Consider the following 24,011-nt stretch of genomic DNA (forward strand, 5'->3'; position numbering starts at 1 on the left):
TGACGGGCGTCCCCCTGGGGAATCGGCCGTCAACGGGGTGGGGAATTACGGCGACAGCTTTCGTCGGAAAGTGGGGATTTGGGCCGTCGCCGACATGTGACCTCGATGCCCTTCACGGTGGACGCTCCGGCGGTCCCCGGTCCCGACCGTGGTCTCAATCGCTGCGGCGCCGTGACCGACCACATGTTTGAGGTCATGCGTCGTGGCGGCGCCGACATGTCCCAACTTGGCGTGCCCGACCGCCGTACTGACACGTCGGAAGGCGAAGTCTGGGACAAGATCGCAGTGCCGAAGGGCCGCGCCCGACGCGTCGCGTGGAAAAAGAGCATCGAAGATGCGGCCCACCAGGAGTATCTGCCGTTTCGCTTCTTCACCGGTCCGCTCAAGCTCGATGCGAACCAGAAGCCGCAGACGCTGCAGAACTGGGTCAACTCGCTGGTGGAGGCGAAGCGGTCCGGGGCCCGACCTGACACGCTTAACATGATCATCCCGGGCCCCATTGGCAGCGGGAAGACTGCCGGGGCCTGTGCGCTGGGGAATGAGGCAGTCCTGGCAGGGCTCGGCGCCCTCTTCGTCAAGCACGCTACCTACCTGACGTGGCGGCGCCCGGACTCCGCGCCACACAACATGAAGGCGTGGGAGGTCCGCAAGAAGTTCGTCGAGTGCGACCTGCTGATCCTTGACGAGCTGTGCGGCGAGATGGATATGACCGCAACCGAGTTCGCGCGGCGAGAGACCATCGACCTGATCGACGCCCGGATCTCGGCCGGGCGGCCCACGGCGTACACCACGAACCTGCGCAGCCGCAGGCAGTCCGGCAGTCCTGCGATGGGCGTGGTCGACATCCTGGGGGAGCGGTTGCTGTCCCGGCTCGAGGCCTCGGCGCACGTGGCGAAGGTGGTGGGCCCGGACCGTCGGAAGCCGACGAAGCCGCTCGACTGGTGACCCGAACGCCGAATCGCTCTGTATGCCCGAACTGCTGATGAGGGTCAGCCTTGACCAGGGCATTGCGAGGTGAAGGGCGCTAAATCGTTTAGCCGATCCGGAAGGCGATGAGCATAAGCCGACCGGGGACCCGAATGAGAGGAAAAGTGTCTTGAAGCTGCCGTTCAGCCGCGCCTGCGAGGGCAGCAGGTCAACCAACGGCCTGGACGTGCCGCCCCTGAGCCGCTGGGAGCGGTGGGGCGCTGGCCTCACCGCGATCGGCGGAGCCGCGGTCGGCGGCCTGGGCTTCTACGCATCGTTCGACGCGGTATCGGCAGCCGCCGCGTCCTGGGACTTCGACGAACCGTGGGTCCTTCCCACGGCCATCGACTCGGCCATCCCTATGTTCACCGGGGCGAATCTCTTCCTGATCCGGATGGGCATGCCGCTCGCCTGGGTGCGGCTCGTTCCCTGGTTCCTTAGCTTGATCACGTGCGCGTTGAACGTAGCCGCTGGACACTCCTTGGGGGCGAAGGTCGCGCATGGTGCCACGTCTCTACTCTGGGTTGGCGTCTCCGAGATCGCCGCGCACATCTACGCCGTCCGGATCGGTGCCGTCACCGGCCGACGCCGTCGGATGGACACGATCCGGTGGGCCCGCTGGTACCTATCGCCGCTGCCTACATTCCTGCTGTGGCGTCGCATGAAGCTATGGGAGTTGAGCTCGTACGACGAGGTCCTCGAGCTCGAGCAGGAACGACTCGTCTACCGGGCGCAGCTCCAGTCCCGGTTCGGGCGGATGTGGCGGCGCAAGGCGCCAGTGGAATCGCTGCTGCCGCTCCAACTCGTCCGCGCCGGCATCCCGCTCGCCGAGACGGCACCCACCGGTCTCCGCGCGGCGGGCATCGAGCCCATGGGCATCTTGCTGCCGTTGGCCGCGCCAGCCGAGGTACCGGACGTGCTCGCTGCCGCTCCGGCCCCCAAGGCGCCCGTCGTGAAAAGGCGTGAGTCGATGAACGTCCCGAAGTGGAGCACTGAGGATGAGCTGTACGAGATCATCAAGCGGGCCATCGACACCGGAAGCCGGGAGGCCTTCAATGGGCCGCTGACCGGCGCTGAGATCGCGCACGTCCTTGGCCAGAGTGATGGCAATGGACGCAAGGTTCGTGCCCGCCTCATGAAGACCTACGCCGAGGAGAAGGGCGTCAGCCTGCCGCAGGGGGCCACTGTTGACGACGTCTTCGCCGCGTTCGGCCGTGCACTGACGCAGGCAGTGAGTGGTTCGACCGGTGGGTAGAATAGTAAGCCGATGTCAACAGTGAGAGGCTAAGGCCTTCGCCGTCGCATCCTCCGCGGGAGAGCAACCCGGGAAACCACGAACGAAGGAACACCCAGATGCCTGGTATCACCACGCCCCAGCGCGAGCGCAGGTCCCGCAAACCGACCGGCCGCCCCAACCCGCCGATCATCCTGCTCGCCGGGCCTGAGAAAACTGGCAAGGGCCACGAAGCCGCTGTGGGCACCGGGTCCGACCTGATCGGAATGGCCTACTGGCTGCAGGTCGGGGGGATCTCCGGCACCGCCGACTACTACGGCCAGATCGAGGGAGCCCGGTACGAGATCGTTCCGCACGACGGATCCTTCAGGGACATCCTCGACGCGATCCGATGGGCGATCTCGCAGGCCCCCGCCGAGGACGGCAAGCGGAACATGATTGTCATCGACGATGTCTCCTCCGTGTGGGATCTCCTAACCGACGAAGTCGCCCACGTCAACCGCAAGCGGGCTGAGCGCAGAGCCCATTCCAACGGAAACCGTGCACTCCGCCTTGACGATCCGTACGCCGACGAGGACCGTGACCTGTGGAACCTGGCCAAGGATCGATGGGGCGAGATGCTGTGGCTCTTGCGTCGGCACAATGGCCCCACTCTGCTGATCGCACGCCAGGAAATCGTCACCGCTTTCGAGAATGACAAGCCCACCCAGCACACCACCCGCCGGATCAAAGCCGAGAAGAACATCAAGGCGGCCGTTGACGCCGTCGTGGAGTTTCACGCGCTCGGCGAGGCGTACGTGACTGGCCTGCACACCATGCCCAAGCACTGGACGATCCGGCCGGGATGGACCTACCGGTACGAGGGCGTGGACCACCTGCTGCGACGACTCGGCTACGAAGATGCGGCCGAGAACCGGACCGTCATCGAGCCGCGGCCGGAGGCCTACCTGGGGGAGCAGATCCAGGTGGCTGAGTACAGCCAGCAGGGGCCGGTGCAAGGCCCTCAACAGGGAGGGCAACAGCCTGGTCTGAGCAGTTCCAAGGCGGTCGACATCATTGCCACGGCCCTGCAGGACCAAGAGGACCCCATAGCCGCGCTGCGGGGCGTGCGCGAGGAATGGGGGTCCCGCACCCTCCAGCGAATCACCACCCGCACGAGTCTGGGAACCATGAACGCAGATGTGCTGATTACACGTTCCATCGAGCAGGTCGAGGCCGCGGCCACACAGGGGACCAGCGGAGGACAGCGACAGGACGAGTACAGGACTGGTGAACAGCCTAGGCAGGCAGACGAGCACCACGAAGCACCGCCCCAGCCCCAGGACTCAAACCCGCTGCAGGACGAGCCAGCCCCGCCGGAAGAGAGCGGCACGCCCCCGCCGCCGGACCCGCAGGCCGAAGAGCCGTCGCTGGACGAGTCCCCGGAGGAGACCAGTGCGGCCGAGGAGCCGCAGGACGTCCCGACCGCAGCCGACGAGGGCAGGCAACGACTTGCCGACTTCGTGGCCGGCGGACGAACCCGGAAGCCGCCGCCGGACCGGAAGCAGGCCATCGCCAAGAAGGCCCTGTACGAGGAGGCAGACGTCCAAGCCCGGTTGAAGATGCTCACTGTAGGTGAGCATCTTGGGTCGGTCTCCGAGGACGGTGACCCGCCTATGACCGTGCTCCGGGACTACCTCCGGGCGCAGCGTCCCGAGCTCATTGCCCAGCTCGAGAAGGAAGGGCAGACCGAACTCGCTGCCACTTACCGGAGCGCGCAGATGCCGGACACCCAGATTCGGCGGAAGTTTGCCGCCTACTTCGACGGCGCGCCCGCCGGGCAGTGAGGTGACGCGGGTCCGGGTTCCCTCGGACGCCCTCCAGCGGGGAGACTGGTCCTACCGCCCGCATCACCTCATCTCAGCGCGGCGGCGGGCCCGGAGCGGCCCGAGACTCCCGCGCGCCGCACGGTGAGCGTGTGCCCGTTCCCTCTTCTCCGCTCATGCCCGCGCCGTTCCTTCGCGCCCGGCCCGCGCGCGTCCAGGCGCGCCTCAAGGCAGGGCGCGCCCATCCCGTACCGGGCTGCGTGCCAGCCGGGGCGCGCCATGGAACGCGGCGCAGGCGCGCAGCCGGACCGGAGGGCGCGGCGCGCTTTCCAGACGTCGCGCGCCCGGCTCGGCCCCCTAGCGCTCCTCGCGTATGCGCGCCGCCGCGGGGTGCGCCCTCGGCTGGACACGCGCATGCACTCTTTGACCTGTGCTTTTGGAGAGCGCGCCGGGCGTCTGAGAGCCGCGCGTTTCCATTTGGCCATGCCGCGCACGTCCCGACCCTTGGCGCGAATGCCCCGATCGACGTGGCACGCGCACGTGCGCTGACCGCTCGAGGGCGCGCGCCCTGTGAAGCGGGGAGCTGCTCGAGCGCGCGCTGACGATCTTGAGACGCGCCAACGACCGCGCCGTTCCCGCGCCTGCAGTCGCGCGCGGATACAGCGAAGGGCGCGCCATCTGGCGCGCCCTGTAGTGGTGGACGGTCGGCTGGTGGCGCGCCTTACCGCGCGCCCGGCCGGGCGGCCCGGCGGATGTCACGGCGGTCGCGGCGCGCCGCAGCGGTTTCGTCGCGCTCCTCGCCGCGCACCTGGCGCAGAAGCTGCATCAGCTCCTCGGGGTGCGCCTGGCCCAGGAGGCGCAGCGCCTGCAGCCGGACGTTCGGCTCGGGCGGCATCCGGCCCTGGCGAGCCTCCGCATACTGGGTGGAGTAGCGCAGGAACCGAGCCTCGGACTCCACGCGCCGACGGAAGTTCGTGATACGCCGCTCTCGAGCGTTGCGGCTCTCGCCGGGCTCCGGCGCGGGCAGGAAGCGGGCCGGTTCCTCAAGCATCCGCTGGCAGATGAGCGCTCCGCGGCTGGCTACGCTCGGTGAGCGGAATGCGAGTGCTTCAACCCGCGGGGATGTCGGTGCGGGGGCCGGCTCGTCGAGGATGAACGCCGTCCACCGCTGGATGAACGCGTCGTCGTCGAGGGCAGCCAGAGCCTTGGCATGTTCGTGCGCCAGGTCGTCGACGACGTCCTGAATCGGCCCGGTCGCGGCTTTGATGCGCTCCCGCCACGGAGCGACGCGGGCCTGCTGCTCCCGCTTGGTCTCGCCCTCGCGGCGGGGGTTGAAGGTCTTTGCCCGTCGGATGGCTGTCTCTAGTGCCTCGAGCGTACGCGGGGCAAGCTGAGGGGAACCGAGCGCCTCACCCTGGACGTCCCGCGGAGCGCGCTTGTCCGTGCCGCCCATGACGTACTCGACGACCGTGCCCATGAACGCATCCGGGCTCATCTCGGACAAGCGCTTGAGCTCGGCCGTGACCCGCTTCGCATCAGCCATGGGTGTGTTCCTCCACTTCGGGCGTGACCCGTGCTCTCGGGCCGTTGGGTCGTGCTGTGCCTGCTGGAACAGGGGCGAGGTGGCCGCACTGGGCGCGGTCGCGAACAGCGTGTGCCGGATCATCGCAGGAGCAACCGCTCCCCGGCCCCGGGCCTCTACACGCACCCGGTTACTCGATCCCGAGCTGCCAGGCCACCACGGGCGGAGGAACACACCACACCTCGAAAAGGCGAAGGCATGTCTTACGCCACTAGACCTGGCCGGAATCTCAAACGCGTTCTTCGCGGCAGCGGTACGGCCACCTCGCTGCCGATGGTACCCGCTGGTGGAGAGCCGAACGGGCGCTGCGGCCCTTATCCAGCCTGCTGAGGCGTCCCCTTGGTGGTGAAGGCCTCGATCAGCGGGGCGAGCTTGCTGGGCTTCCACACGAGGTCGTAGCTAGTCTGGGAGGCCGCCAGTACACCGAGGATCGTTGCGCCGGTGAGCTTGCCGTGCTGGAACTGGTCCCAGCCTCCGTCCGCCGCCACGGTGACGGTGCCGGCGATGAGCGCGGCCACGACCGCGACGATCTTCTTCCACTTCGCCGACCAGGCCGGGCGCTGCACGATTGCGGTGAGCAGCGGGAGCACCGTGCCGACCTGGGCGCCGGTCGCGAGGGATTCGAACGTTGTCATGAGGTTCAGCCCTTCATACGAGATTGCGTAGCGGGCGGACTGTGCGCTCCGGCGGTGCCTTACGTCGCGTCCTGGCTTAGGCTCCCGGTCCGTCGCTGCCCAGATCCTCCGCGATTTCCCGAGGCGGAGCCGGGGCGGGACGCTCGTAGACTTTGACGACGAGGGCGCGGAGCTGGTGGATGTACTCGACAGCCGCGGCCTTCCAGCGACGCCACTGCCGCTGTTCCTCCTGCAGCGTCTCGACCTTCCGTTCCAGCTCGGTCTGTTTCGCTTCCAAGGTCGTCACGCGCTCAAGGGTCTGAGCGTTAACGGCACGCTGTTGCTCCAGGAGACCAGTGAATCCCTCGGTCACCGTCGTCACGGCTGTAATGAAGGTCTGCGACTCTGCGATGGCCGCGTCGGCGTCGATCTTCCGTTTGGACTGACGATGTACGAGCCACGCACCGCCGAGCACTCCGACCATGCCGCAGAGTGGAGTCAGGACAGGCGCCAGCGACAGGAGCCAGTTCACGGGCACCTCCTCATCGATCCGGTGGTCAAGGGAAATAAGGAGAGCCAGGGCCGCAGGGCCCGCAGCTTCACGCCTCACACAGTGGCGATTGAGTCCTTTTGCGTCGCGGGTTCCTGTTCCAGATCCGTGATGAGTTGACCGCAGATGCCGCACTGGCAGGCCGATATGACGCCCGGAGCGAGGACATACAAGGTCACCAGGAAGGCAACTCCGCGATTCGGGCAGTCCTCGGTTCGGCAGATCGCGTAGCGCGGAGTCTCGGGGAAGGGCGTCTCCTCGTTGATGAGTGTCATGAGCCAATCACCAGCCAATGAAGAGTGGTCTGCGTATCGTTTGTGCGTGTGACCCAGACAGTGAGGCCGGTTGCGGTGATCCCGCTCGCGCTGACGCCAGTCACTGTGGTGCCAGGGACCTGGGTTATGGGGGTCACCTGTGCCCGGAACGGCGCTTTGCCGGCGATGCTCAGGCCCGTGACGGTCAAGGGGGTCGGTTTGCCGGGGGTGGGAACGATGTTCACGGTGCCGTGCGCGATGTTCGGCGCCTCCAGTACCCCCTCGGTGATCGTGACCTGGCGAGAGCCACCGTAGATGGTGATGCCGCTACCGCGGATGGCCACCGAGTGAGAGCTGCTGCCGACTTTGCTTCCTTGGGCCCCGTACAACATGACCTCGGCCTCATCATTGGGGCCGCCGTTCTGGACGGTGATGTGCGCGTGTCCGTCAAGCTGGTTTGACGGCTCCAGACGGGCCCAACCACGGCCGTTGGGCTCCGGCGACCGTAGCGTCATGGTGGCTCGTGCGCTGCCGACTAGAGGAGACTCGACGAGGACCTCGGGTTGGAGCCAGGCGCCCACGTTGAGGACGTCGGCACGGACACGGCCAGGGTCAACCTCTGACGATGAGCCCGAAAAGATCTCCAGGGCTGGCTGAGAGGGATTGAGGACAAGGCGCCGTCCGCTGGCCGCTGTCTGCACAATGGCGCCGGTTACGACCGCGCCGTTGATGGCGTCGGCGGAAAGTTTGTCCGCTGTGATGGAGCCGGCCTTGATGTGGGTGGCCTCGATCGCGCCCGCCGCGATCTTTGTGGCAGTCACGCTGTTCACATCCAGCTTGTCGGCCGTCACAGCCAACGCAGAGAGCTTGTCCGTGGTGATAGCCCAAGCAGCGATCTTCTCCGCCGTAACTGCGAGCGCCACAAGTTTCTCGGTGGTGACGGACTCTGCCAGGAGCTTCGGAGCAGTGACTGCGCCGAGCGCGATCTTCGCTTCGGTTACGGCATTCTCTGCGATCTTGATGTCCGTGACAATGCCGTCGATCAGGTCCCCCGGAACGGCCTGCCGGGGCGTCCCCTGGACGGCGCCACTCGCTTGGCCGGTGAACGCGGCGGTGTTCGCGGCCACCAGGCGGACCCACACGGGAGCGTAGCCCTCGACCGCGACGGTCACGGTCCCACCGAGCGGTGCGGTGATTGTGGCGACCTGAGTGGTCACGGTCGGCACGAAGTCGGCGGCTGACCCGACGTGGACCTGAATGAGAGAGAAGTCGGACGGGGTGGCGTAGGCGTCGTCCCATTCGCCGTCCCACCCCACGAGGAGCCCGGCGAGCACAGACTCAACGGCCGGGGCAGTCGGGATAGGGGGCGGGGTCGAGTTGACCGGAACAAGGGCGACACCGCCGTCCGGTTGGACGCCGACCGAGCCCTTGAGGACGCCGTCTTCGTCGTAGATGTCAAGGGACCCGCCGCCCTCGATGCTCGTGTATCCGACCTGGGTACTGCGTTCGAGCGCTTGCAGGCGCCGGTCCAGGCCGTCAAGCACCTGAGCCAGGCGCTTGGCCTGCGTTCGGTCATCCAGGAAGTTCACCATGGCCGTGGATGGTGAGCGGCGCCTACGGCTTACGTCGCGTGCTCAGTAGTGGAAGGAGTCGCTGCGCTTCAGGGTGAGGGTGCAGGTGCCGTCGGCGCTGATCTCGTCCCCGATGATCCGGTGCCACACATCGACGTAGCCGACCCACGGCACATCGACCTGGACGCGGATGTCGTCACCGAGGCTCCAGCTCCCGAAGCGTGCGTTCGGGTGGTCCCAGATTTGGATGGCGGGAATCTGCAGGGCCTGAGTACGGCCGGCTAGTTCCTGCTCTCCGCGGGTGCGGAGAGCTTTGTCCGAGGAGAGGGTCTTGTCGGTGACGGTGGCGACGCGGCGGAGGCGTCCGGACTCGTACCGGTGTACCTGGGCGCGTTTCATCTTCTTGCCTTCGCCCTTGCCCAGCACCACGGCCTCGTTGGCGTAGTCATCGCCCATACCCTCGGGGCGTGCGATGGCCGCGATGTTCTCGCCATCGGCGAATCTCAGGTCCGTCCGCTTCCGGCCGAGGCGCGGCTTCCCGAGGCGGATGCGGTGTGTGATGGCGTTGCCGCTCTCCTCGGCCCAGGCGTGCTCTTCGGTCCAGTCGAACGGGGTGGTGCTCGTCAGAGTATCGAGGGCCTGCCCGCAGTCCGGGTTGTCCCACCACGCCAGTTCCCAGGGGTCATCACCGTTCGCGGCGCCCAGGAGATCGCCCAGGTCGTGGGTGTCGACCTTGATCCCGATGTCTCCGTACGGCCGTGACTGCACATGCCACCAGACGTGGCGGAACGCCTCATAGACATCGATTCGAGGTCCGCCGTACGGCTTCGGCGGTGGTGGGACCTTTTTCTTCGGCTTCGAGCCGTCGATGTACCCGTCGTGGTTCTTGTCCTTGCCGGCGTACGGGTCCTTCGGGACGATCTTCTTCCCCGAGATGATGTAACCCTCGTAGGGAATGCCGTGGGGGTAGGAAGAGAGACCTTCACAGGCGACGGTGTACTGCGGCCCGTCGAAGGACGTCTTGGTGACAATGCCGCCCCACCTGATGTGGCCGTTGATTTCCAAGAACAGCTTGGTGCCCCACTCCTGCAGGAGAGGCACCCCGTCCGACCCGATCATGCGCGCGTACTCAGGGGTGATGGTCCCCGTCATGGAGCCAGGGCCGCTGAGATCCCGCTTCGGGTTGGACGTCAAAGCGAAGGGCACATCCCAGTCCAAGATCTGCTCGGGCAGTGCGCGTTGGGCGATGAATCGCCAGCCGTCCATCAGGTCTCGCCGTCCTCGCTTGGGTCTTCGACGAACTCGATGTCCATGAAGATGCTGGCGCCGCCGTCGGCCTCCAAGACGCCGGTGCCGAGGCTCGCGTCTTCGGCGCGGCAACCCTCGAGGACGACGTCGTAGGTGTTGCCGCGCATGGATGCCGGAATCGTGACTGTGCCGCCACCTACGAAGGTGAAGCGCTGGTGTGTGCCGGCCCAGTCGCAGTTGTAGTTGGTGATCGGGGTGGCCAGGCTCCCAAGCACAGCACGCAAGTGCCCATACGAGTCTTTGGCATTGCGCTGGTCGAGTCCGGCCCACGTCGCGATGATCGTGGCCGAGGTCGCCCAGGCGGGAACGTCGATGCCCCAGCGCGCCCCATTTGGAAATTCTTCCCAATTCGGGTACACCGTGTTTCCAACCTCATCGGGGCTGGTCCACACACCACGCAGCGCGCGCACCACTCGCCGCCGACGCGGGTTCGCCATCTCCCGGAGGTCCTTGATCATGCTCTGGGTGATGCTGTTGGTGTTGGGCGGGATGTCGATTCTGGCGAGAGCGATCGCGCTGTCCCCTGAGCGCACCTGTTTGACTCGAGTCGTCGTCTTTGGCACGCCGGAGACCACCCGAGTGAAGACGTAGGGGCCCACCGCCGGGTCGGAGGGCTGGTTCCACGTCTCGCCGTAGCTGTACGGATTCTCGATCCTGGCGATGATCAGGTCGGACCGTGCGCTGGCGCCGGTGGCTGCGATGCTGATCTGGTCCGCTGACGGCAGGCGTGCCGCGTAGGCCTGGTACTTGCCGCCCATGGCCTTGTTGAGGATGGCGCACGCGCCGGTGGTGATCTGCACCGCGGCGCCTGGACTGCTGAGTGCTCGCACCTGCAGGTCGCTATTGCCGATGATGCCCTCGGCGCCGGCGAACGCCGCGTACGCCAAGAGGCGGGCGACTTCGGAGCTGTGCTCGGCGCCGCCCTCGACGAACCAGGGCACTGAATCCCACATGTCTGTACCCTCCACTGGGCTTGATGGAGAGCGGAGGCTGACCCGTGAGAAGCGCTAACGTCGCGCGCTGTCCCCCCGGGTCATAGGTAGGCCCAGGCGCCGCGCCAGGCGATCGTCATGTACGACGTGCCGGTGCTGTCGGTACCGCGCAGTACAAAGTCGTGGCGGCCGGGGGGAAGGCGCATGTCCTTCATTCGGGGGGACGAGCGGGTCAGAGAGCCGGCCACTGACGCGGAGCCGTTACGGAGAACTGTGCGCGCCCATGGGCGAGTATCGATCGTGACGCGCTGCCCGGCGGACAGGGTCAGATCCAGGGACACCTTCCAGCCGCCGATGACCTCGCACGCGGGTTTGGAAACGGGCCCGTAGAAGGTGATGACGGGCCAGGTGGGTTTGGTTCCCATCATGATGGCTTCACCGGGGACCTTGGTAGCTCCGGCGCCGGTCATGGACAGCGGCGTCGTCAGCGGGCCGATGAGCCCGCGGTGTGGTGGGGGAGCCATGTCCACGCGGATGGTCTGCTCGGTATCGGAGTAGGCCGTGGAGTCGATGCACACGAACGTCGCAACCGCAGGGGTGTATCCCTGCCGGGTGAGTGGGGAGGCCGCTGGGGCGTATTTGCGGGGGCGGCCGTAGAAGCGGCGCGCGCGCCCGCCCTGGACGGTCCGTAGGACAGCCGGTGTCGCGAATCGCTTTCGGACCGCCTCGGCGTCCCACGCCTGCAGCGTGGCCGACACGGCGTCGAGGTTCGCCGCATGCCGACCGAGCCGGCTCGGGGCGTCGGATACGGTGTCGACCCCCAACTCGAACGTGATGGTCGACTGCCCGCGGTAGTCCTCGCCGAGCCGGGCCCCGTCCTCGCGCGGCATGGGGACGTCGCCGGCGTCGACATCCGCGTACGTGATCTCGTACGGCTCGATCAGGTAGCAGCCCGACGCCACAGAGCCGAATGTGAAGTTGGCGCCCGGGTGCACCCCGTTGGCGCTGTACGACAGATTCCACTCACCTTCAGCCAGCGGCATATGCGCCTCCTCGGCGGATTCGACGCAATTCAAACAACGCGTCGCCCAGGGCCTCGCTCGGGGTCATCGGCGCGCTGGTCATGGTCAGATTCAGGTCGCCGCCCACAAGCGCCGCGGCGGCCGGCACGGCGGTCGCCCTGGTTCTGCTCAAGCTGATGCTCCGGCTCAGTGACACGGCGCCGTTGGCGAATCGGGACAACGCCTTCTCGGGGTAGACGACGGTTCCGCCGAAGTACTGGGCGACCCAATCGAGGATGGCCGCAGAGCGCTTCCGTTTGGACGGAGCGAGAGGGATGTACGCCTCGCCCGGGTATGTTTCCGGCTCCGCCCACAGCCGCATCTCGCCGGCCCGAGCGATCTGCGCGATGTGCTGCTCAGCGCCGTTGGCGAAGGCCTTGATGCGGGCCCCGACAGTCGCGCCAAAACGGTGAATGCCGCCATCTGCGTACCGGACGATGCCGCCGTCTGCGTGGCCCGAGACCACGTAGGGCTTGCCGACGGAGTTGTACTTGACGGTGACTGTGACCGTCTTGCCGGTGAGAGTGTTGATCTTGCCTTGGATCGCCTGCACCTGCTGAATGGGTGTCCTGGTCGGGGCAGTGATCCGCACCGTTTTGCCGTGGGAGCCATCCACCGTCTTGATCTTGTACCCGAGGTCTTTCAGCGCCGACTGGGCCGTCTTCGTCGGCGCCTTGACCTCGATGGACTTGCCCTTGGGTAGGCCGACGACCTTCTCTTGGACCCCCTTGAGTTCGCCAGCCGCCTTCCGTACGATCGCGTTGACCGTGACGTTCTTCTTGTTCGGCGCGTTCGCGATGTCCTGTGCCAGGGCCGCCACGTTGATGCGTGCGCCTTTGGTAGGCGCGGTGATGACGACGTTCTTGCTCCCCTGCAGGCGGGTCACAGTGAAACCAAGGGCTTCGATCTGGTTGCGGGCCTCGAGCGTTGGAGCCTTGACCTGGATCGACTTGCCCGGCTTGATGGATTCCAGCGTGCTCCGCAGGCTCAGGAACTCGGCGGTGGCCTGCGGAATGCCCTGCGTGATCATCAGCGTGGAGATGGTCTCTGGTACCAGGCCCATCTGATCGGCCAGGGCTTTCGCTTGGGCCTTGGGGATACCCATGTCCGTGGCAAGCTGGATCGCCTTGGCGCGTGCCCGGTCCATGGCGGCCTGGCTCTTGTCCATCGCCTCCGACATGGGCATAAGCCCCTGCTCTGCGGCTTCTTGGCTCTTGGTGGCGACAGCGAGCATGGAGTCGCGCAGCTCGGTGAGCTGGGTGTTAAGGGCTTGTCCGTTCTTGGTCGAGGTGTTTACCAACCCGTCGTTGGCGACAAGAGACCTTCCCCAGCCGTCGGCGTGGGAGATGTTCGACCGCATGGTGTCATCGATCTGGAGCATCACGGCGTTGAGCTGGGCTTCTGCGTCGTGGAAGCTCTGAGTGTTGCCGTTCAGGGCCTCAAGCGCCCGTTTGAGGGCGTCGACGCGTTCGTCCGCCGACTTCGTCTTGTCGCTGAACGTCTGCACTGCGGACTGGAGGCGGTCGTATGCGGTGGTGCCGGTGGTACCGGAGTTGTTGATGGCGTTGGCGAGTTCCCGGTGCTTCTTCTGGCTGTCCTCCAGCTCGCCCTTCACCGTGCCGATGGCGTCCTTTGCGCGGATCGCGGCGAGCCCCTCGTCGTCCCAGGACTGGGCGGCGCCCTGGGCGGTGGTGACCCATACCTCGTGTGCGTCGGCCGTCTCCTGGAGCTTCTTCTGCAGCTCTCCGAGGGAGGTGCCTTGCCCGAGGTAGGCGTTCGTGAGGTCGCCGAGGCTGACGCCGGCCTTGCGGACCATGTTCACGAGCTTGCCTTTGCCGTTGGCAAGCTCCGTGTCCTGGAGGAGCTGCGCGGCCTGCGCCCTCACGTTGGCGTCGATCGCGCCGCCGGACGCGGTCAGGGCGTCGGTCAGTGCTCTTACGCGTTCCTGATGGGCCTGGGTGGCGCGGGCCGCCTCCTCCTGCCGTGAGGCGAGCAGCCCGAGCCCGATGGTGATGCCGGCCAGCGCGACGCCGAGGGGACCACCGAGAGCGGAGGTGACTCCGCCGATGGCTCGCGACGCGACGCGATTCGCCGCGCCGATCCCGCGGAGAGTGCCGGTCAGACGACCACCCTGTGCGGCAGCGCCCTGGTAGGCGAGCCCCATACGCTGCCACAAGCTGATCTGCGGCCCCAGCACACCGGCGCCCATGGTCCCGCGCATGGTTGTGCCAAGCGTGCGCACGGAGGTACCCGCAGCCAGGACGGACCCGCTGAAGGAACGAAGCACATTGGCGACGCCGCTGACGATCTTGAGGGCAAGCATCGTGCCCAGGAAGGTAGCCAGGACGGCGTTCGCGCCGGGGATGACGCCCATGATCCCGTTGAAGACCTGCAGCAGGCCGTTGAAGGCCATGAGTAGTACGCCGAGCCCGGAGCCGGACGATGACAGGTTCCCGATCGCCGTGGCGATGTTCGAGATGACGCTGATGATCGCGGGCCCGACGGTCTGACCGAGGGCGTTGAAGAACGTACCGAGCGCTGGCATCAGCTCGGTGCGGATCTGCCGCACCAGATCTGTGATGCCGCCGTCCTTCATCGACCGGCCGAGACCGCGCATCAGGTCCCCGAAGAGCAGATTGGCCTCATGGAATGCGGGAGCCGCGTCGCTGAAGAATTGCTTCATGGCCTTCTGGCCAGCGCCAGAGTTGGCCCAGCGGTCAAAGCGCTGCATACTGCCCTCAAGGCCGTCGAGGAGCGCGTTGCCGGTGTCCATGGCGGCCTTGCCGACACCGCCGAGCCCCTTGACCAGACTGCCGGTCGTCCGACCGAGCTGGGCGGCCTTGTCCCCTGCGTGGTCAAGGAACTTGGCGAGGCTGCCGGTCTCCCGACCTGCTGACACAGAGGCTCGGACCCATTGGGTGAACTTCTCGCCAGCCTGTCCGACCCGCTCGGCGAACGGCCCAGAGGCCACCAGGAAGTCCATGGTGGCGTGGCCCATGTTGGCCAAGCCGTCGGTGAGGTTGCCGACGACACGGGAGTTGGTGCCCGCGATCGTCTTGAAGTCCGTGCGGAAGACGCCGGTCTGCATGAACTTCGCGCCGCGCTCAGCAAGGGACCCCATCTGGGAAGCGGAATCGCCCAGGGCATCCTTGAGGAGCGGGAACACCGACTTAGCAAGGGGTTTGATGTCGTCGGCGACTTTGCCGAAAAACCGCTCGCTGACGGTCATGCGGACCTTGCTCCACGCCGTTTGCAGCGAGGAGACCGCCGAGACCGACTTACGAGCCGACTTGGAGAGCTTCCCCATCGCCTCGTCGAGCTTCTGCTGCTGCGCCTCTGTGACCTTGCCGTCGGAGGCGAGCATCTGCTGCGCCTTGATCGATTCCTTGACGGCGTCACCGAACCCGCTGAACGCGATCTTCGTGCCGATCGCCGCGGTGCCCGCTGCGGCGATCAGCCCGGGTATCGCGCCGAGAACACCGACCGCGGGCGTGGCCGCGGAGACGAGCGCGGTCAGCCCTGCGCCGTACTGGCCGATGAGGGCGACTGCGGGCTGTAGCAGCGAGACGATCGCCCCGATGCCGAGCGAGCGCAGACGGCCGCGGCCGCGGCCCGGCATCCGCATGGTCACCGGAACGTTGACCGGATTGCGGTCGGCTTCCCCTTGAGCGCCGCTGATCATCCCGCGGAGCCGTGCGAGGAGGCCACCGCCGGGGCGGTCGCCCTCCCCGTCTGGCCTGAGGGGGAGGTTCAGGTCGGAGTCGTCGACGCGACGACGGATGCCATCGAGGGAGGCACGGAACCGGTCTTCGTCGATCTCGACGCGGATCTTCGCGGTGACGCCCTTGGACGCCTCCTTGACCGCGTCCTTGAGCCGTCGACGAAGGCCCTTGGAGTCGACCTTGACTTTGACCTTGGCAGCCAAGCCCTCGGCGGCCGTCTCGACTGCCGTGCGCAACCGCTGCGCGAACCCTGAAAGGTCAGCGAGAACCGGCACGTCGAGGCGACCGGCCTGCAGACTCTCAGCAGCCACTTCGGACCATTCCTCTCTGCATGGCCGCTATGAGCATCTGTTTGTGGCCGGTCATGCGGGGCGCCTGCGATTCCGGCATAGGCTGCTGCGGCCGGGCCGGGATGCCGGGGCCGCTGCGCGTTGTAGTGCCGGAGCGCGGCGGGCGAACGATGGTGGTTGGCTCCTCGCGCCGTTTGTCTGCGGCCAGGAGCCCGATTTCTTCGGTGATCAGCGCCAGGAGCTCGAGGAGCTTGGTCCAGCCGCCGATGGGGGCTGAACGGACCCGGGAGTCGTCTGGCAGGCCGTCGACGAGGGAGATCAGTCGCCGGAGACCAAGGAATCCAGGTTGTCCGGGGCGAAGCCAGATGCGGCGGGCGTCGATTCGGTGGAATCGGGAGAGGTCGGACTCGACGTCGCTCCATCGCTCTCGGAGGAGTCGGCCGACCGAAAGAGCTTTCCCAGCTCAACCCCGTAGACCTTGGCCAGGCCGGTCGTCAGGCGGACGTAGTCCGGCACGGATGGCTTCCGCTTGAGGAACTCCTCGTTCTGGTCCTCGAGGAGGATCGCGTACGTCTCACGGACCGCATCGAGGAATCTGAGCGGCAGGTACGGGCGTCGGAAGAGAGCGGCGACGACTTCCTTGATGCCGGCGTCGCCATCGGCGGAGTTGATGACGTCGCCAAGGAGGCCGACCAGATCCAGTTCGTCGGACAGGATCGGGTCGAGGGCAGCGGCTGGCAGCTCCGCCGGGAAAATGAACTGCTCGCCCCGGAATTTCACGGGGATACCGTCGGGGTGCTGAACCTCGCGGCGCTCGGCGTCCAGGTCGATGACGAACGACATTGCGTTGACCTCTTCGGTGCGTAGTCGGGGGTGCCATTCGGCAGCGCGCGGACAGTGGCAGCACTGCGCGGCTTGTGTCGCGGCGTGCGTCCGCCCAGGCCCAGGAGGGGCGGCCGCAGTCTTGGGTCACGCGTAGGTGAAGCTGTCGGTCTTGGTGGCGTTGCCGCTGGCGGACACGAGGACGACGTCCTTCGCGCCGGTCGTCCCGGCCGGGCTGATGACCGACAGCTCGGTGTCGTTCTTGAGGGTCAGACCGGTGCCGGTGGTGCTGCCGAAATGCACAGCGGTCACGTTGCCTAGGTCGGTGCCGCTGATCGTCACGGCCGTGCCGCCCGCGGCCGGGCCGGCGGACGGACTGATGGTGAGAATCGTCGGCGCCGGGGGCTGGAAGGCGGGGTCATCGGTCAGCACGTACCACGCATCAGTGTCGTCGCCGCCCTGGACGGCCAAGCGCAACGGCAGGAGGCTCTCCTTGGTCTTCGCGAGTTCCTTGGAGACGCCTTCCATCTGCATAGTGCGAGGGATGACGTAGCGGTAGTGCTTGCCACCGTCGATGATCTCCATGCACGCGGCGACCTCGGTGCGGCCGCCGATACGGGGCGGGGCGAACCGGAAGTGCTTGGCGCCTCCGGCCTGCGGGGCGACGACTGTGATGCTGCCGCCGCCGTACACCGCCTTGAAGTTCCGGCCGGACCACTGCTGCAGGTCCACCTCGATCGTGGCTGCGTCGGTCGTCTGGAATGTGCGGGTGGGGTACGAGGACTGGGCACTGCGGACCTGCTCGAAGTTCGGCTCGGAGTTGAACTTGAGGGAGTCCTCCGTGAACAGGCCCACCGTGTACCAGCCCTCGGGCATGGCCACTATGGCGTCGGCCGGGGCGACGGTCCCGATCGGAGCCAGCCACATGCGGCTGAGCTGAGGGATGAGGATCTCGTTGTTGTCCGTGGTCTCGCCAGCCATGGCGTGCTTCTCCTCGGTGTCCGGTGCTAAGGCGCGGACACCATGAAGAGCCGGGATAGTTAACGTCGCGTCGTCACGGGTGCAGCGTGACGGAGAGGTTCATCAGCCATCTCGGTTGGGTGTCGATGAGGGGGGACCAGACCAGCAGCCCGGACGGCTTGATGCCGCTGATGACCGGCTGGCCGGGGACGTAGGGCGCCTCGACCAGGTCCTGTGCTGCCGTCGCGCAGCGCAGCAGGATCCGCCGTAGTTCGGCCTGTCCGGGCCAGCCGCCCGGGTCGCCGTACACCTCGAGCGTCACCTCCGGCGTGATAGCCCAGCGCAGGTCCCGTAGGTCGCCGCCGGGACCGTGGGTGATACGCAGGTGCGGCCAGGGGCCCTCTGCGATTCCGGATACGCGGCCGGGGCCGCCGAGTGCGTCGGCGGCCTCCGGGTGTTCCTGCAGCCAGGCGAGGATCGCGGAGACCGGATCCGCGTCTGCCAAGGTCAGTTTCCTCATCAGGCCTGGGTGGCGTAGCCCTGGGCGCGCAGGCGGTGGGCGTAGTCCGGGGAGACGAGGATCTTGGCGCCCGGCGGGTAGCCGGTGCCGTCGATGGTGTGGTGGTGCGCGAGCGTGACGGCGATCGGTTCGGCACCGACGGCCAAGGCGGGGCCGACGACTTCCGGGGCCGGCTTGTGGGAGGGGCGGGCCGGGGCGGTCTCTGTGACGGCTTCGGCGGACTCTGCCGCCGCGGCGTCTGCGGCGGGCTTCTTGGTGGTGGAGTTCGTAGCCATGGCGCGCACTGTGCGGGTGCGGCCCGCTTGTGTCGCGTCGTCAGCGACGGGCGGCGACGATGGCGGCCGCGCGGGACATGAAGTGTTCGCCGTCGGCGCGCAGGTTGCCCGGGTAGACGGTGCCCACCTCGGCCACGACGACCATGGGGGCCTGCACGGAGACGGTGACCGTGACCTTCTTGCCAGCGACGACTGGTTGCCCCGTGTTGATGTGCCGGGCGATGCCGCCCGGGTCATTGTGCGTGGTGCAGCGGCAGTTCTTGAGGTTGGCGACGGCCCGGGAGCTCTCGTCACCGGGCTCGAGCATGTATGTGTGGGCCCCGACGCCGCGGTGTTCGATGTCCCAGTCCATGGAGTTGATCTTGAAACGCAGGTTCCCCGGGACCTCCTGGCCCTGGGCCTCAACGTGGGTGGGCCGAACCTTGTTGTCGCCGACGGTCACCCACCGCTTGGTGGGCGGGGCCAGTCGCTTCGCCTCAACCTCAACCTGGTGGGCGATGCGCTGCACCGTGGGGGCCAGCATGCGGGCGAGCTGCTCCTCCAGGCCCTGCGCGGGGGTGAACTTGGCCATCACCGCGCCTCGGGCGGGTTGAGGGTGGCGGTGGCCTGGACGTAGTCGACATCCGGGCAGTCCGGCACGCTGTGGTTGCGGGTGCTCGTCAGCGTCCAGGACCGGCCGGTTTCGTCGGTGATGGTGTCGCCCTCCTTGACCGGCCAGGTCTGCGGGTCGAGCCGTACGGTCCACGACCCATCGGGCTGCTCGAGGACCGACCCGGGCCAGGTGCCGCGTGGAGGGGGCGTCTGGTGCGGGTTCGGCGGGACGGGCACGCCGTTAGCGTCGCGCGCCCAGGGATGGGCCAGCACGTACACCGTCAGCATGGCGTTCGGCAGAACAACAGCCATGGCCAGCAACTCCCTTCATCAGCGGCCGCGGCTGGAGGAGTACGGCCACGGCGGCCGGGCGGGCCGGTTCAGCGGCTGGAACAGGCGGCGCTTCCACCGGGACAGGCTGTCGAGGGTGGGCAGCGCGCCGGCTTGGCCAATGATCGGTTCCGACTCGTACGAGATTGACTGTCCCTCCGCGCTGACGGAGGACACGCGGCGCCCCTGGGAGCCGACTCCGCCGGGGCGGAGCCGCTCGGACTCTGCGGCGTGCGTTGTCACATACCGCACGACCACCTCGTTGGCGGCGCCGTCGAAGCCGACGAGGAAGTCGACGTCATAGCTGCCATCTCCGCGGGCGCGGTAGGCGGAGACCTGGACCAGGTCATCGGCCGAGAACGGCCACGATTCGGGATCCTCAAGGTTCCCGTCCCGGCGCCAGTACGGGGTGAGGGCGGTACGGGTGACGAGTTGAGGGATGACGGGCTGGCCAAGGTAGGCGACGACGTCGGCCTGCGCTTTGCGGATAGCGGTCAACAGGTCGTCGCGCTGCTCCGCGGTGATCGGGAGTGAGATGCTGAGTTCCTTGGCGACGGCCTCGGGAGAGGTGACGAGGCCCAGCCCGAGGGGCAAGTCCAGGTGTACGGACTCGTCCTTGATGGGCTGGGCTCCCTCGCTCGGGGTGAAGGCGACGGTGGTCCAGTAGCGGCCGGGTGGCACGTCGGGCAGCGTGAACCGGTACGCCCCGGCGCGTAGCCGGGCGGCCGGTCCCGCTTCCGCCACGTACGTGGTGCGGTCCGGGCCGCTGAAGAGAGTCAGGCTGGTGACCTTTCCCCCAGCCGGTTCGGGATCGCAACGCGCCCCGCCGTACATAGGTCTGTAGTCGTAGGTCGACACCCGAGGCCCCCTACCTCTTGGCGGTTGTGTCGGCCTCGGCGGCGAGCCGTTCGGCCTGGGCTTCCAGCCGTTCCCGGATCCGCGCGGCGACGCTTTCGGAGACGTGAGCGCCCGCAGGCTGCAGGAGACGATGGACGGGGTTGCGGTGCGGTCCGAGAAACGTCTTCTCGACCAAGCGCTGGGTGCACACGAGGGTGGAGCCGTACGGCGTGAGCGGCACGAACACGGTGTCCACGTCGGCCGGGGGCTGCTTGGTCGCGTCATCGATAATGACCTCGGAGAGGTTCTCATCGTCGGGAATGACCTCGGTCGGGGTGGCGTACGCGGGTGCCTCGGGGGCCGCCGGGGGTTCCTGTACGGCCGGCGGCTCGAGCGGGGCCGCCTCGGGTTCCTTCGGAGCGCTGTCGGCAGCAGTCGGGGTCTCCTCGGCGGCCGGGGCGGTCTCTTCGGTGGCCGCCGTGCCGACGGCCCCGGTGGGGTCAGTCTCCTCCGGCGTGGCTCCGGCTGCGGAGGCTTCGGCGGTGGTCTTGGCCGCGGCGGTCTTGCGGGTGCGGGCAGTGCCTGCCATGGGTGGCTCTCCCTCTCGGGGGTTGTGGTGCGGTCGGCGCACCCTGCACGGCCGCGCACGCTTGTGTCGCGCGCTGTGCTGGTCGCCTAGTGAGCAGCGGAGAGCCCCGGGGTCGGCCCGTCCCAGGTCTCTCCGCTGTGAGGGGTCAGGAGTAGGTGAAGCCTCCCGTTTTGGCGACGTTGCCGCTGTCGGCCGCGACGACGACGTTGACGGCACCGGCCGCACCAGCGGGCGCCTTGACCCGCAGCTCGGTCGCGGAGATGACCTTGAGCTCGGTGCCCCCGGTCGCGCCGAAGCTGACCGCGGAGACTCCGTCGAGCCGGGTGCCCTTGATGGTGACGGTGGTCCCGCCTGCAGCTGGGCCGGTCGATGGGGTGACGGTCGTGACCGTGGCCGCGGGAGCGAAAAGACGGTCGATCTCGGACTGCGGGACGATGGTCCCGGCTTGGTAGAGCAGGTGATGCCGGGAGCCCTCGGGGCGGCCGTCACCAGGCCCGTAGGCCACGGTCTCGTACACGTCCTCGGTGACGCGCATGGGGGTGTCGGTGACGGCGGTCGAGGGGAACGTGGACTTCTTTATGCGTGTCCCGTCTTCCTTGTATAGGCCCATGAGGTCCTTCCTGGGAGTTGAGTGGCTGGCGAAAGATGCGGGATGGGGGACGCTTGGGTCGCGCGCTACTGAGGAGCGGGGCACTTGCCCAATTGGACGGGAGCGATCTTGATGTACTTCGCAGCAATTACGGGCGCCCGCTGCTGAACTGCTTGCCAGGGCCGCGGCGACGCGCGTCCTGGGCGCGCTGCAGCTCGCTGAACCGGTGGGGGCCCTGCTTCTTCTTGAGGTGCTTGATGTTGTTCGCCGCGATCCCGACCTTCCGCGGACCCAGCACGGACACCAGGCACCCCTCCTCGCCCCGGGAGGTGTATCCGGCCTCGGTGAGGGACTCCTCGTCGGGGAAGATGTCAACGTGCCGCTCGATGGTCACGTCGACCAGGTGATCCTCGCGGCCGCCGAGGCTGTACACCCACTTGAAATTAGCGGGCGGGTCCAGTTCGACGACCTCGCGGAACAGGGACACGCTCTTGGTATACGCGTAGAAGCGGACGCCCGGCGCAGCCCGCATGATGCGCATCCACGCCTCGGTGTACTCCCGGGAGAAGAAGTCGCCGGAGTCATGGCAGCGGACCCAGCGGTCTTGGTACCGCTGGTGCTGGAGTTCCTCGGTCATCTGCGCTTCCCAGCCAGGCAGATTGTCCAGCACCATCATCAGGTTCGCCTCGTGCCGCGCCTTGACGCCGGGGAACCGGTAGGCGCCCTGGCGGGCGTAGCAGAGCTGGGCGCAGATTCCGGCCGAGGGGCACGTGTTGTAGTTGCGGCCGTCGGGCAGGACCCCGGCCCACGCCGGGATGGACCAGTTCCATATGCCCTGTCGCCGCATGTCGCTGTTCTGAGTGAGTAGCCACCGTGGTTTGTTAGTCATGCCCGGACCGTGGGACTCCGGAACGGCTTGTGTCGCATTCAGAGGATCCGCAGGTCGTCCCAGCCGTCAGGGCTGACGCTGAACACCAACAGGCCCGAGGTTGAGACCTCTCCGGAGCGGACGGCGTACCAGTCGCTTCCGTTGTCGAGGGTCGGGGCTTGGATCCACAGCCGTCCGTTGCCCATCTGCTGGGCGCGGAAGTGGTGGAAGTGGCCCGTGATCAGGATGTCGGCGTCCGCGACGGGCTGGCGGCCGAAGGTCTGTCCGCGCCACCAGTCGCTGGCCTTCTCCGGCCGCGGGTACTGGTGGCCGTGGGCCAGGCCCACGATGCGCCCGGCGACGTCCAGGCTCACGGTGTCCCGCCACCGTTCCGGCATCACGAACGAGACGTGCCCGTAGGCGTCCTGATTGCGGGCGTAGGCATCGGCAATCTGGGACATGACCTCGATGCCCCAGTCGTCTGCGGGCGGCCCCACGGCGTCCTTCCCGCGGCGCACGCGGGCGTGGTTGCTGCCGCACGTCGCGGCGATAACGCGGCCGAACTTCCCGGCGAGCCGATCCAGGCCCTCGAACGTCACTCGACGGTGGACGCGGACCATCTCCGTCAAGGTCAGGTCGTTGGTAAACGCCTGCTGCGTGGTGTTCTCGAAACCCTCGACGCAGTCGCCGGCATCGGCCCAGTAGGCGACGGTCGGCGCGCGACCGACGGCCTTGAGATCGCGTATGTGGTCGTCCAACCGGTGGAACCGATCAGCGACCCGGGCGATCAGCTCCGGGGCGCCTCCGTCCCGCCCGACCTTCCCGGCTTGGGCGTCGGCGTACACCACGACCAGGGCGCGCTCCGCGGTGTCGACGGCCGCGCGCGGCTTCCGGCGGCGGCGCATCGCGTCGCGGACGAGGGCGTCGACATCGCCGGCGGACATCCACTCGGGCGCTGCCGGCTCGATGATGTACCGGCAGCGCCACACCGCGCGGGTGACAGCGTCGTCGCCCTGGTTGTGACGATGCCAGGCGGCCGGGTCGTGCTTGGCCTCGACAAGTCGGATGCGGAAACCCTCTGGGATGGCGAGGCCCATCTCCTCGACGCGCTCGCACCAATCGGCCTCTCCCGCAGGCGGCTTGTCGGCGGGTGGGGCGGTGACGACCATCGTGCCGCCGAGCTCGTAGCGCACGCCGGACTCCCAGCCGCGCGGCGCGGACGGGTAGGCGCGCTGCGCCTGGGTGGGGTGGCTCTGCTCATGGGAAGCAGGCTCGAGGAGTGACTGCAGCTCGTGGTTCAGGGTCATCGCTCGCACCGGCATCCGTTGGGCTTCCCTCGCCGCCGGTGCCGGTTGACGGTGTAGGCCGTGACGGGGTCGCCGTAGCGGCTGAGGGCCTCGGCGATGGCTGTGGCGGAGACGCTGGCCGTCTCCAACACCGCGCTGAGTGATGCGGCCACGTCGGCATCTGCTGCTTTCAGGAGGGCACCGACGCTACAGCGGGGGCCCCGGTGAGCTGCGGGAACGCCCGCGAGGGCGTCCAGCTCTTGGGCGAGGCCTATGGGTTGTTTCTCGATCACCAGCGTCCTCCGTCGTCGTGATGGTGGTACGTGGGAGGGGGGGGGGGGCCCGGGCCCGGGGCACCCCCCGGGGTTGCGCGGGGGGGGGGGGCCGGGGGGCGAGACGCTCCACCTGAGCCTCGAGGATCTCGGACGCCATCAGCCCGTCGACCAGCGCGTCAT

At 67.6% G+C, this 24,011-nt stretch carries 24 protein-coding genes; 3 read left to right on the top strand and 21 right to left on the bottom strand.

What is annotated here, in order from left to right; all coding sequences use genetic code 11:
• Window positions 1-105 precede the first annotated feature (105 nt).
• The 3 genes from ACFXB5_RS12165 to ACFXB5_RS12175 all read left to right on the top strand — a co-directional run bounded on the left by ACFXB5_RS12165 (window position 106) and on the right by ACFXB5_RS12175 (window position 4,026).
• A complete protein-coding gene (locus ACFXB5_RS12165) occupies window positions 106-945 on the top strand; it encodes an ATP-binding protein (protein ID WP_385205857.1) in 840 nt (279 codons plus the stop codon).
• 151 nt (window positions 946-1,096) lie between these two features.
• On the top strand, window positions 1,097-2,221 hold the full coding sequence (locus tag ACFXB5_RS12170) for a DUF2637 domain-containing protein (RefSeq protein ID WP_385205860.1): 1,125 nt from the start codon (window positions 1,097-1,099) through the stop codon (window positions 2,219-2,221).
• A 98-nt stretch (window positions 2,222-2,319) separates the two neighbouring features.
• On the top strand, window positions 2,320-4,026 hold the full coding sequence (locus ACFXB5_RS12175) for a hypothetical protein (RefSeq protein WP_385205863.1): 1,707 nt from the start codon (window positions 2,320-2,322) through the stop codon (window positions 4,024-4,026).
• Window positions 4,027-4,726: 700 nt separating this feature from the next.
• On the opposite strand, the gene ACFXB5_RS12180 is transcribed toward ACFXB5_RS12175, so the two are convergent.
• The 21 genes from ACFXB5_RS12180 to ACFXB5_RS12280 all read right to left on the bottom strand — a co-directional run bounded on the left by ACFXB5_RS12180 (window position 4,727) and on the right by ACFXB5_RS12280 (window position 23,849).
• The gene (locus tag ACFXB5_RS12180; RefSeq protein ID WP_385205866.1) at window positions 4,727-5,548 is read right to left on the bottom strand and encodes a hypothetical protein; all 822 of its coding nucleotides are present in this window, start codon (window positions 5,546-5,548) and stop codon (window positions 4,727-4,729) included.
• Between the two features lie 353 nt (window positions 5,549-5,901).
• Window positions 5,902-6,222, bottom strand: a complete 321-nt coding sequence (locus ACFXB5_RS12185) for a hypothetical protein (protein ID WP_385205869.1) — start codon at window positions 6,220-6,222, stop codon at window positions 5,902-5,904.
• A 76-nt stretch (window positions 6,223-6,298) separates the two neighbouring features.
• Window positions 6,299-6,733 carry a hypothetical protein gene (locus tag ACFXB5_RS12190; protein WP_385205872.1) on the bottom strand — a complete coding sequence of 145 codons (435 nt, stop codon included), beginning with the start codon at window positions 6,731-6,733 and terminating at the stop codon, window positions 6,299-6,301.
• 74 nt (window positions 6,734-6,807) lie between these two features.
• Complete coding sequence (locus tag ACFXB5_RS12195) at window positions 6,808-7,026, bottom strand: hypothetical protein (protein ID WP_385205874.1); 219 nt, start codon at window positions 7,024-7,026, stop codon at window positions 6,808-6,810.
• Window positions 7,023-8,597 (bottom strand): hypothetical protein, encoded by a 1,575-nt coding sequence (locus ACFXB5_RS12200; protein ID WP_385205877.1) that lies wholly within the window; start codon window positions 8,595-8,597, stop codon window positions 7,023-7,025. The genes ACFXB5_RS12195 and ACFXB5_RS12200 overlap by 4 nt, the downstream gene beginning before the upstream one ends.
• Before the next feature lie 42 nt (window positions 8,598-8,639).
• On the bottom strand, window positions 8,640-9,842 hold the full coding sequence (locus ACFXB5_RS12205) for a hypothetical protein (RefSeq protein ID WP_385205880.1): 1,203 nt from the start codon (window positions 9,840-9,842) through the stop codon (window positions 8,640-8,642).
• Window positions 9,842-10,837, bottom strand: a complete 996-nt coding sequence (locus tag ACFXB5_RS12210) for a hypothetical protein (protein WP_385205883.1) — start codon at window positions 10,835-10,837, stop codon at window positions 9,842-9,844. The genes ACFXB5_RS12205 and ACFXB5_RS12210 overlap by 1 nt, the downstream gene beginning before the upstream one ends.
• Before the next feature lie 80 nt (window positions 10,838-10,917).
• Window positions 10,918-11,859: a hypothetical protein gene (locus ACFXB5_RS12215; RefSeq protein WP_385205885.1), complete on the bottom strand. Its 942-nt coding sequence runs from the start codon at window positions 11,857-11,859 to the stop codon at window positions 10,918-10,920.
• Window positions 11,846-15,910, bottom strand: coding sequence for a hypothetical protein (locus tag ACFXB5_RS12220; RefSeq protein WP_385205888.1), 4,065 nt, complete (start codon window positions 15,908-15,910; stop codon window positions 11,846-11,848). The genes ACFXB5_RS12215 and ACFXB5_RS12220 overlap by 14 nt, the downstream gene beginning before the upstream one ends.
• A 297-nt stretch (window positions 15,911-16,207) precedes the next feature.
• Window positions 16,208-16,732, bottom strand: a complete 525-nt coding sequence (locus ACFXB5_RS12225; RefSeq protein WP_385205891.1) for a hypothetical protein — start codon at window positions 16,730-16,732, stop codon at window positions 16,208-16,210.
• Between the two features lie 126 nt (window positions 16,733-16,858).
• A complete protein-coding gene (locus tag ACFXB5_RS12230; RefSeq protein WP_385205894.1) occupies window positions 16,859-17,692 on the bottom strand; it encodes an IPT/TIG domain-containing protein in 834 nt (277 codons plus the stop codon).
• Window positions 17,693-17,765: 73 nt separating this feature from the next.
• The gene (locus ACFXB5_RS12235) at window positions 17,766-18,176 is read right to left on the bottom strand and encodes a hypothetical protein (RefSeq protein ID WP_385205897.1); all 411 of its coding nucleotides are present in this window, start codon (window positions 18,174-18,176) and stop codon (window positions 17,766-17,768) included.
• A gap of 14 nt (window positions 18,177-18,190) precedes the next feature.
• Window positions 18,191-18,466 carry a hypothetical protein gene (locus ACFXB5_RS12240; RefSeq protein ID WP_385205900.1) on the bottom strand — a complete coding sequence of 92 codons (276 nt, stop codon included), beginning with the start codon at window positions 18,464-18,466 and terminating at the stop codon, window positions 18,191-18,193.
• Window positions 18,467-18,506: 40 nt separating this feature from the next.
• The gene (locus tag ACFXB5_RS12245) at window positions 18,507-19,037 is read right to left on the bottom strand and encodes a hypothetical protein (protein ID WP_385205903.1); all 531 of its coding nucleotides are present in this window, start codon (window positions 19,035-19,037) and stop codon (window positions 18,507-18,509) included.
• Window positions 19,037-19,369: a hypothetical protein gene (locus tag ACFXB5_RS12250; protein ID WP_385205906.1), complete on the bottom strand. Its 333-nt coding sequence runs from the start codon at window positions 19,367-19,369 to the stop codon at window positions 19,037-19,039. Before ACFXB5_RS12250 ends, ACFXB5_RS12245 begins: the two co-directional genes overlap by 1 nt.
• 18 nt (window positions 19,370-19,387) lie before the next feature.
• Window positions 19,388-20,245, bottom strand: a complete 858-nt coding sequence (locus ACFXB5_RS12255; RefSeq protein ID WP_385205909.1) for a hypothetical protein — start codon at window positions 20,243-20,245, stop codon at window positions 19,388-19,390.
• Window positions 20,246-20,255: 10 nt separating this feature from the next.
• Window positions 20,256-20,813 (bottom strand): hypothetical protein, encoded by a 558-nt coding sequence (locus tag ACFXB5_RS12260; protein WP_385205912.1) that lies wholly within the window; start codon window positions 20,811-20,813, stop codon window positions 20,256-20,258.
• 145 nt (window positions 20,814-20,958) lie between these two features.
• Window positions 20,959-21,423, bottom strand: a complete 465-nt coding sequence (locus ACFXB5_RS12265; protein ID WP_385205915.1) for an IPT/TIG domain-containing protein — start codon at window positions 21,421-21,423, stop codon at window positions 20,959-20,961.
• Window positions 21,424-21,550: 127 nt separating this feature from the next.
• Complete coding sequence (locus ACFXB5_RS12270; protein WP_385205917.1) at window positions 21,551-22,291, bottom strand: hypothetical protein; 741 nt, start codon at window positions 22,289-22,291, stop codon at window positions 21,551-21,553.
• Between the two features lie 38 nt (window positions 22,292-22,329).
• Entirely contained in the window at window positions 22,330-23,577 is a 1,248-nt protein-coding gene (locus tag ACFXB5_RS12275; protein WP_385205920.1) for a hypothetical protein, read from the bottom strand.
• Complete coding sequence (locus tag ACFXB5_RS12280) at window positions 23,574-23,849, bottom strand: hypothetical protein (RefSeq protein WP_385205923.1); 276 nt, start codon at window positions 23,847-23,849, stop codon at window positions 23,574-23,576. The genes ACFXB5_RS12275 and ACFXB5_RS12280 overlap by 4 nt, the downstream gene beginning before the upstream one ends.
• Window positions 23,850-24,011 lie beyond the last annotated feature (162 nt).

The organism is Streptomyces sp. NPDC059455 (assembly GCF_042750115.1).
Classification (GTDB): Bacteria; Actinomycetota; Actinomycetes; order Streptomycetales; family Streptomycetaceae; genus Streptomyces; species Streptomyces endocoffeicus.

Coding starts and splice junctions, on each gene's coding strand:
- ACFXB5_RS12165 (WP_385205857.1), top strand. CDS start 106: ATGCCCTTCACGGTGGACGCTCCGGCGGTCCCCGGTCCCGACCGTGGT.
- ACFXB5_RS12175 (WP_385205863.1), top strand. CDS start 2,320: ATGCCTGGTATCACCACGCCCCAGCGCGAGCGCAGGTCCCGCAAACCG.
- ACFXB5_RS12180 (WP_385205866.1), bottom strand. CDS start 5,548: ATGGCTGATGCGAAGCGGGTCACGGCCGAGCTCAAGCGCTTGTCCGAG.
- ACFXB5_RS12185 (WP_385205869.1), bottom strand. CDS start 6,222: ATGACAACGTTCGAATCCCTCGCGACCGGCGCCCAGGTCGGCACGGTG.
- ACFXB5_RS12195 (WP_385205874.1), bottom strand. CDS start 7,026: ATGACACTCATCAACGAGGAGACGCCCTTCCCCGAGACTCCGCGCTAC.
- ACFXB5_RS12200 (WP_385205877.1), bottom strand. CDS start 8,597: ATGGTGAACTTCCTGGATGACCGAACGCAGGCCAAGCGCCTGGCTCAG.
- ACFXB5_RS12205 (WP_385205880.1), bottom strand. CDS start 9,842: ATGGACGGCTGGCGATTCATCGCCCAACGCGCACTGCCCGAGCAGATC.
- ACFXB5_RS12210 (WP_385205883.1), bottom strand. CDS start 10,837: ATGTGGGATTCAGTGCCCTGGTTCGTCGAGGGCGGCGCCGAGCACAGC.
- ACFXB5_RS12215 (WP_385205885.1), bottom strand. CDS start 11,859: ATGCCGCTGGCTGAAGGTGAGTGGAATCTGTCGTACAGCGCCAACGGG.
- ACFXB5_RS12225 (WP_385205891.1), bottom strand. CDS start 16,732: ATGTCGTTCGTCATCGACCTGGACGCCGAGCGCCGCGAGGTTCAGCAC.
- ACFXB5_RS12230 (WP_385205894.1), bottom strand. CDS start 17,692: ATGGCTGGCGAGACCACGGACAACAACGAGATCCTCATCCCTCAGCTC.
- ACFXB5_RS12240 (WP_385205900.1), bottom strand. CDS start 18,466: ATGGCTACGAACTCCACCACCAAGAAGCCCGCCGCAGACGCCGCGGCG.
- ACFXB5_RS12245 (WP_385205903.1), bottom strand. CDS start 19,037: ATGGCCAAGTTCACCCCCGCGCAGGGCCTGGAGGAGCAGCTCGCCCGC.
- ACFXB5_RS12250 (WP_385205906.1), bottom strand. CDS start 19,369: ATGGCTGTTGTTCTGCCGAACGCCATGCTGACGGTGTACGTGCTGGCC.
- ACFXB5_RS12260 (WP_385205912.1), bottom strand. CDS start 20,813: ATGGCAGGCACTGCCCGCACCCGCAAGACCGCCGCGGCCAAGACCACC.
- ACFXB5_RS12265 (WP_385205915.1), bottom strand. CDS start 21,423: ATGGGCCTATACAAGGAAGACGGGACACGCATAAAGAAGTCCACGTTC.
- ACFXB5_RS12270 (WP_385205917.1), bottom strand. CDS start 22,291: ATGACTAACAAACCACGGTGGCTACTCACTCAGAACAGCGACATGCGG.
- ACFXB5_RS12275 (WP_385205920.1), bottom strand. CDS start 23,577: ATGACCCTGAACCACGAGCTGCAGTCACTCCTCGAGCCTGCTTCCCAT.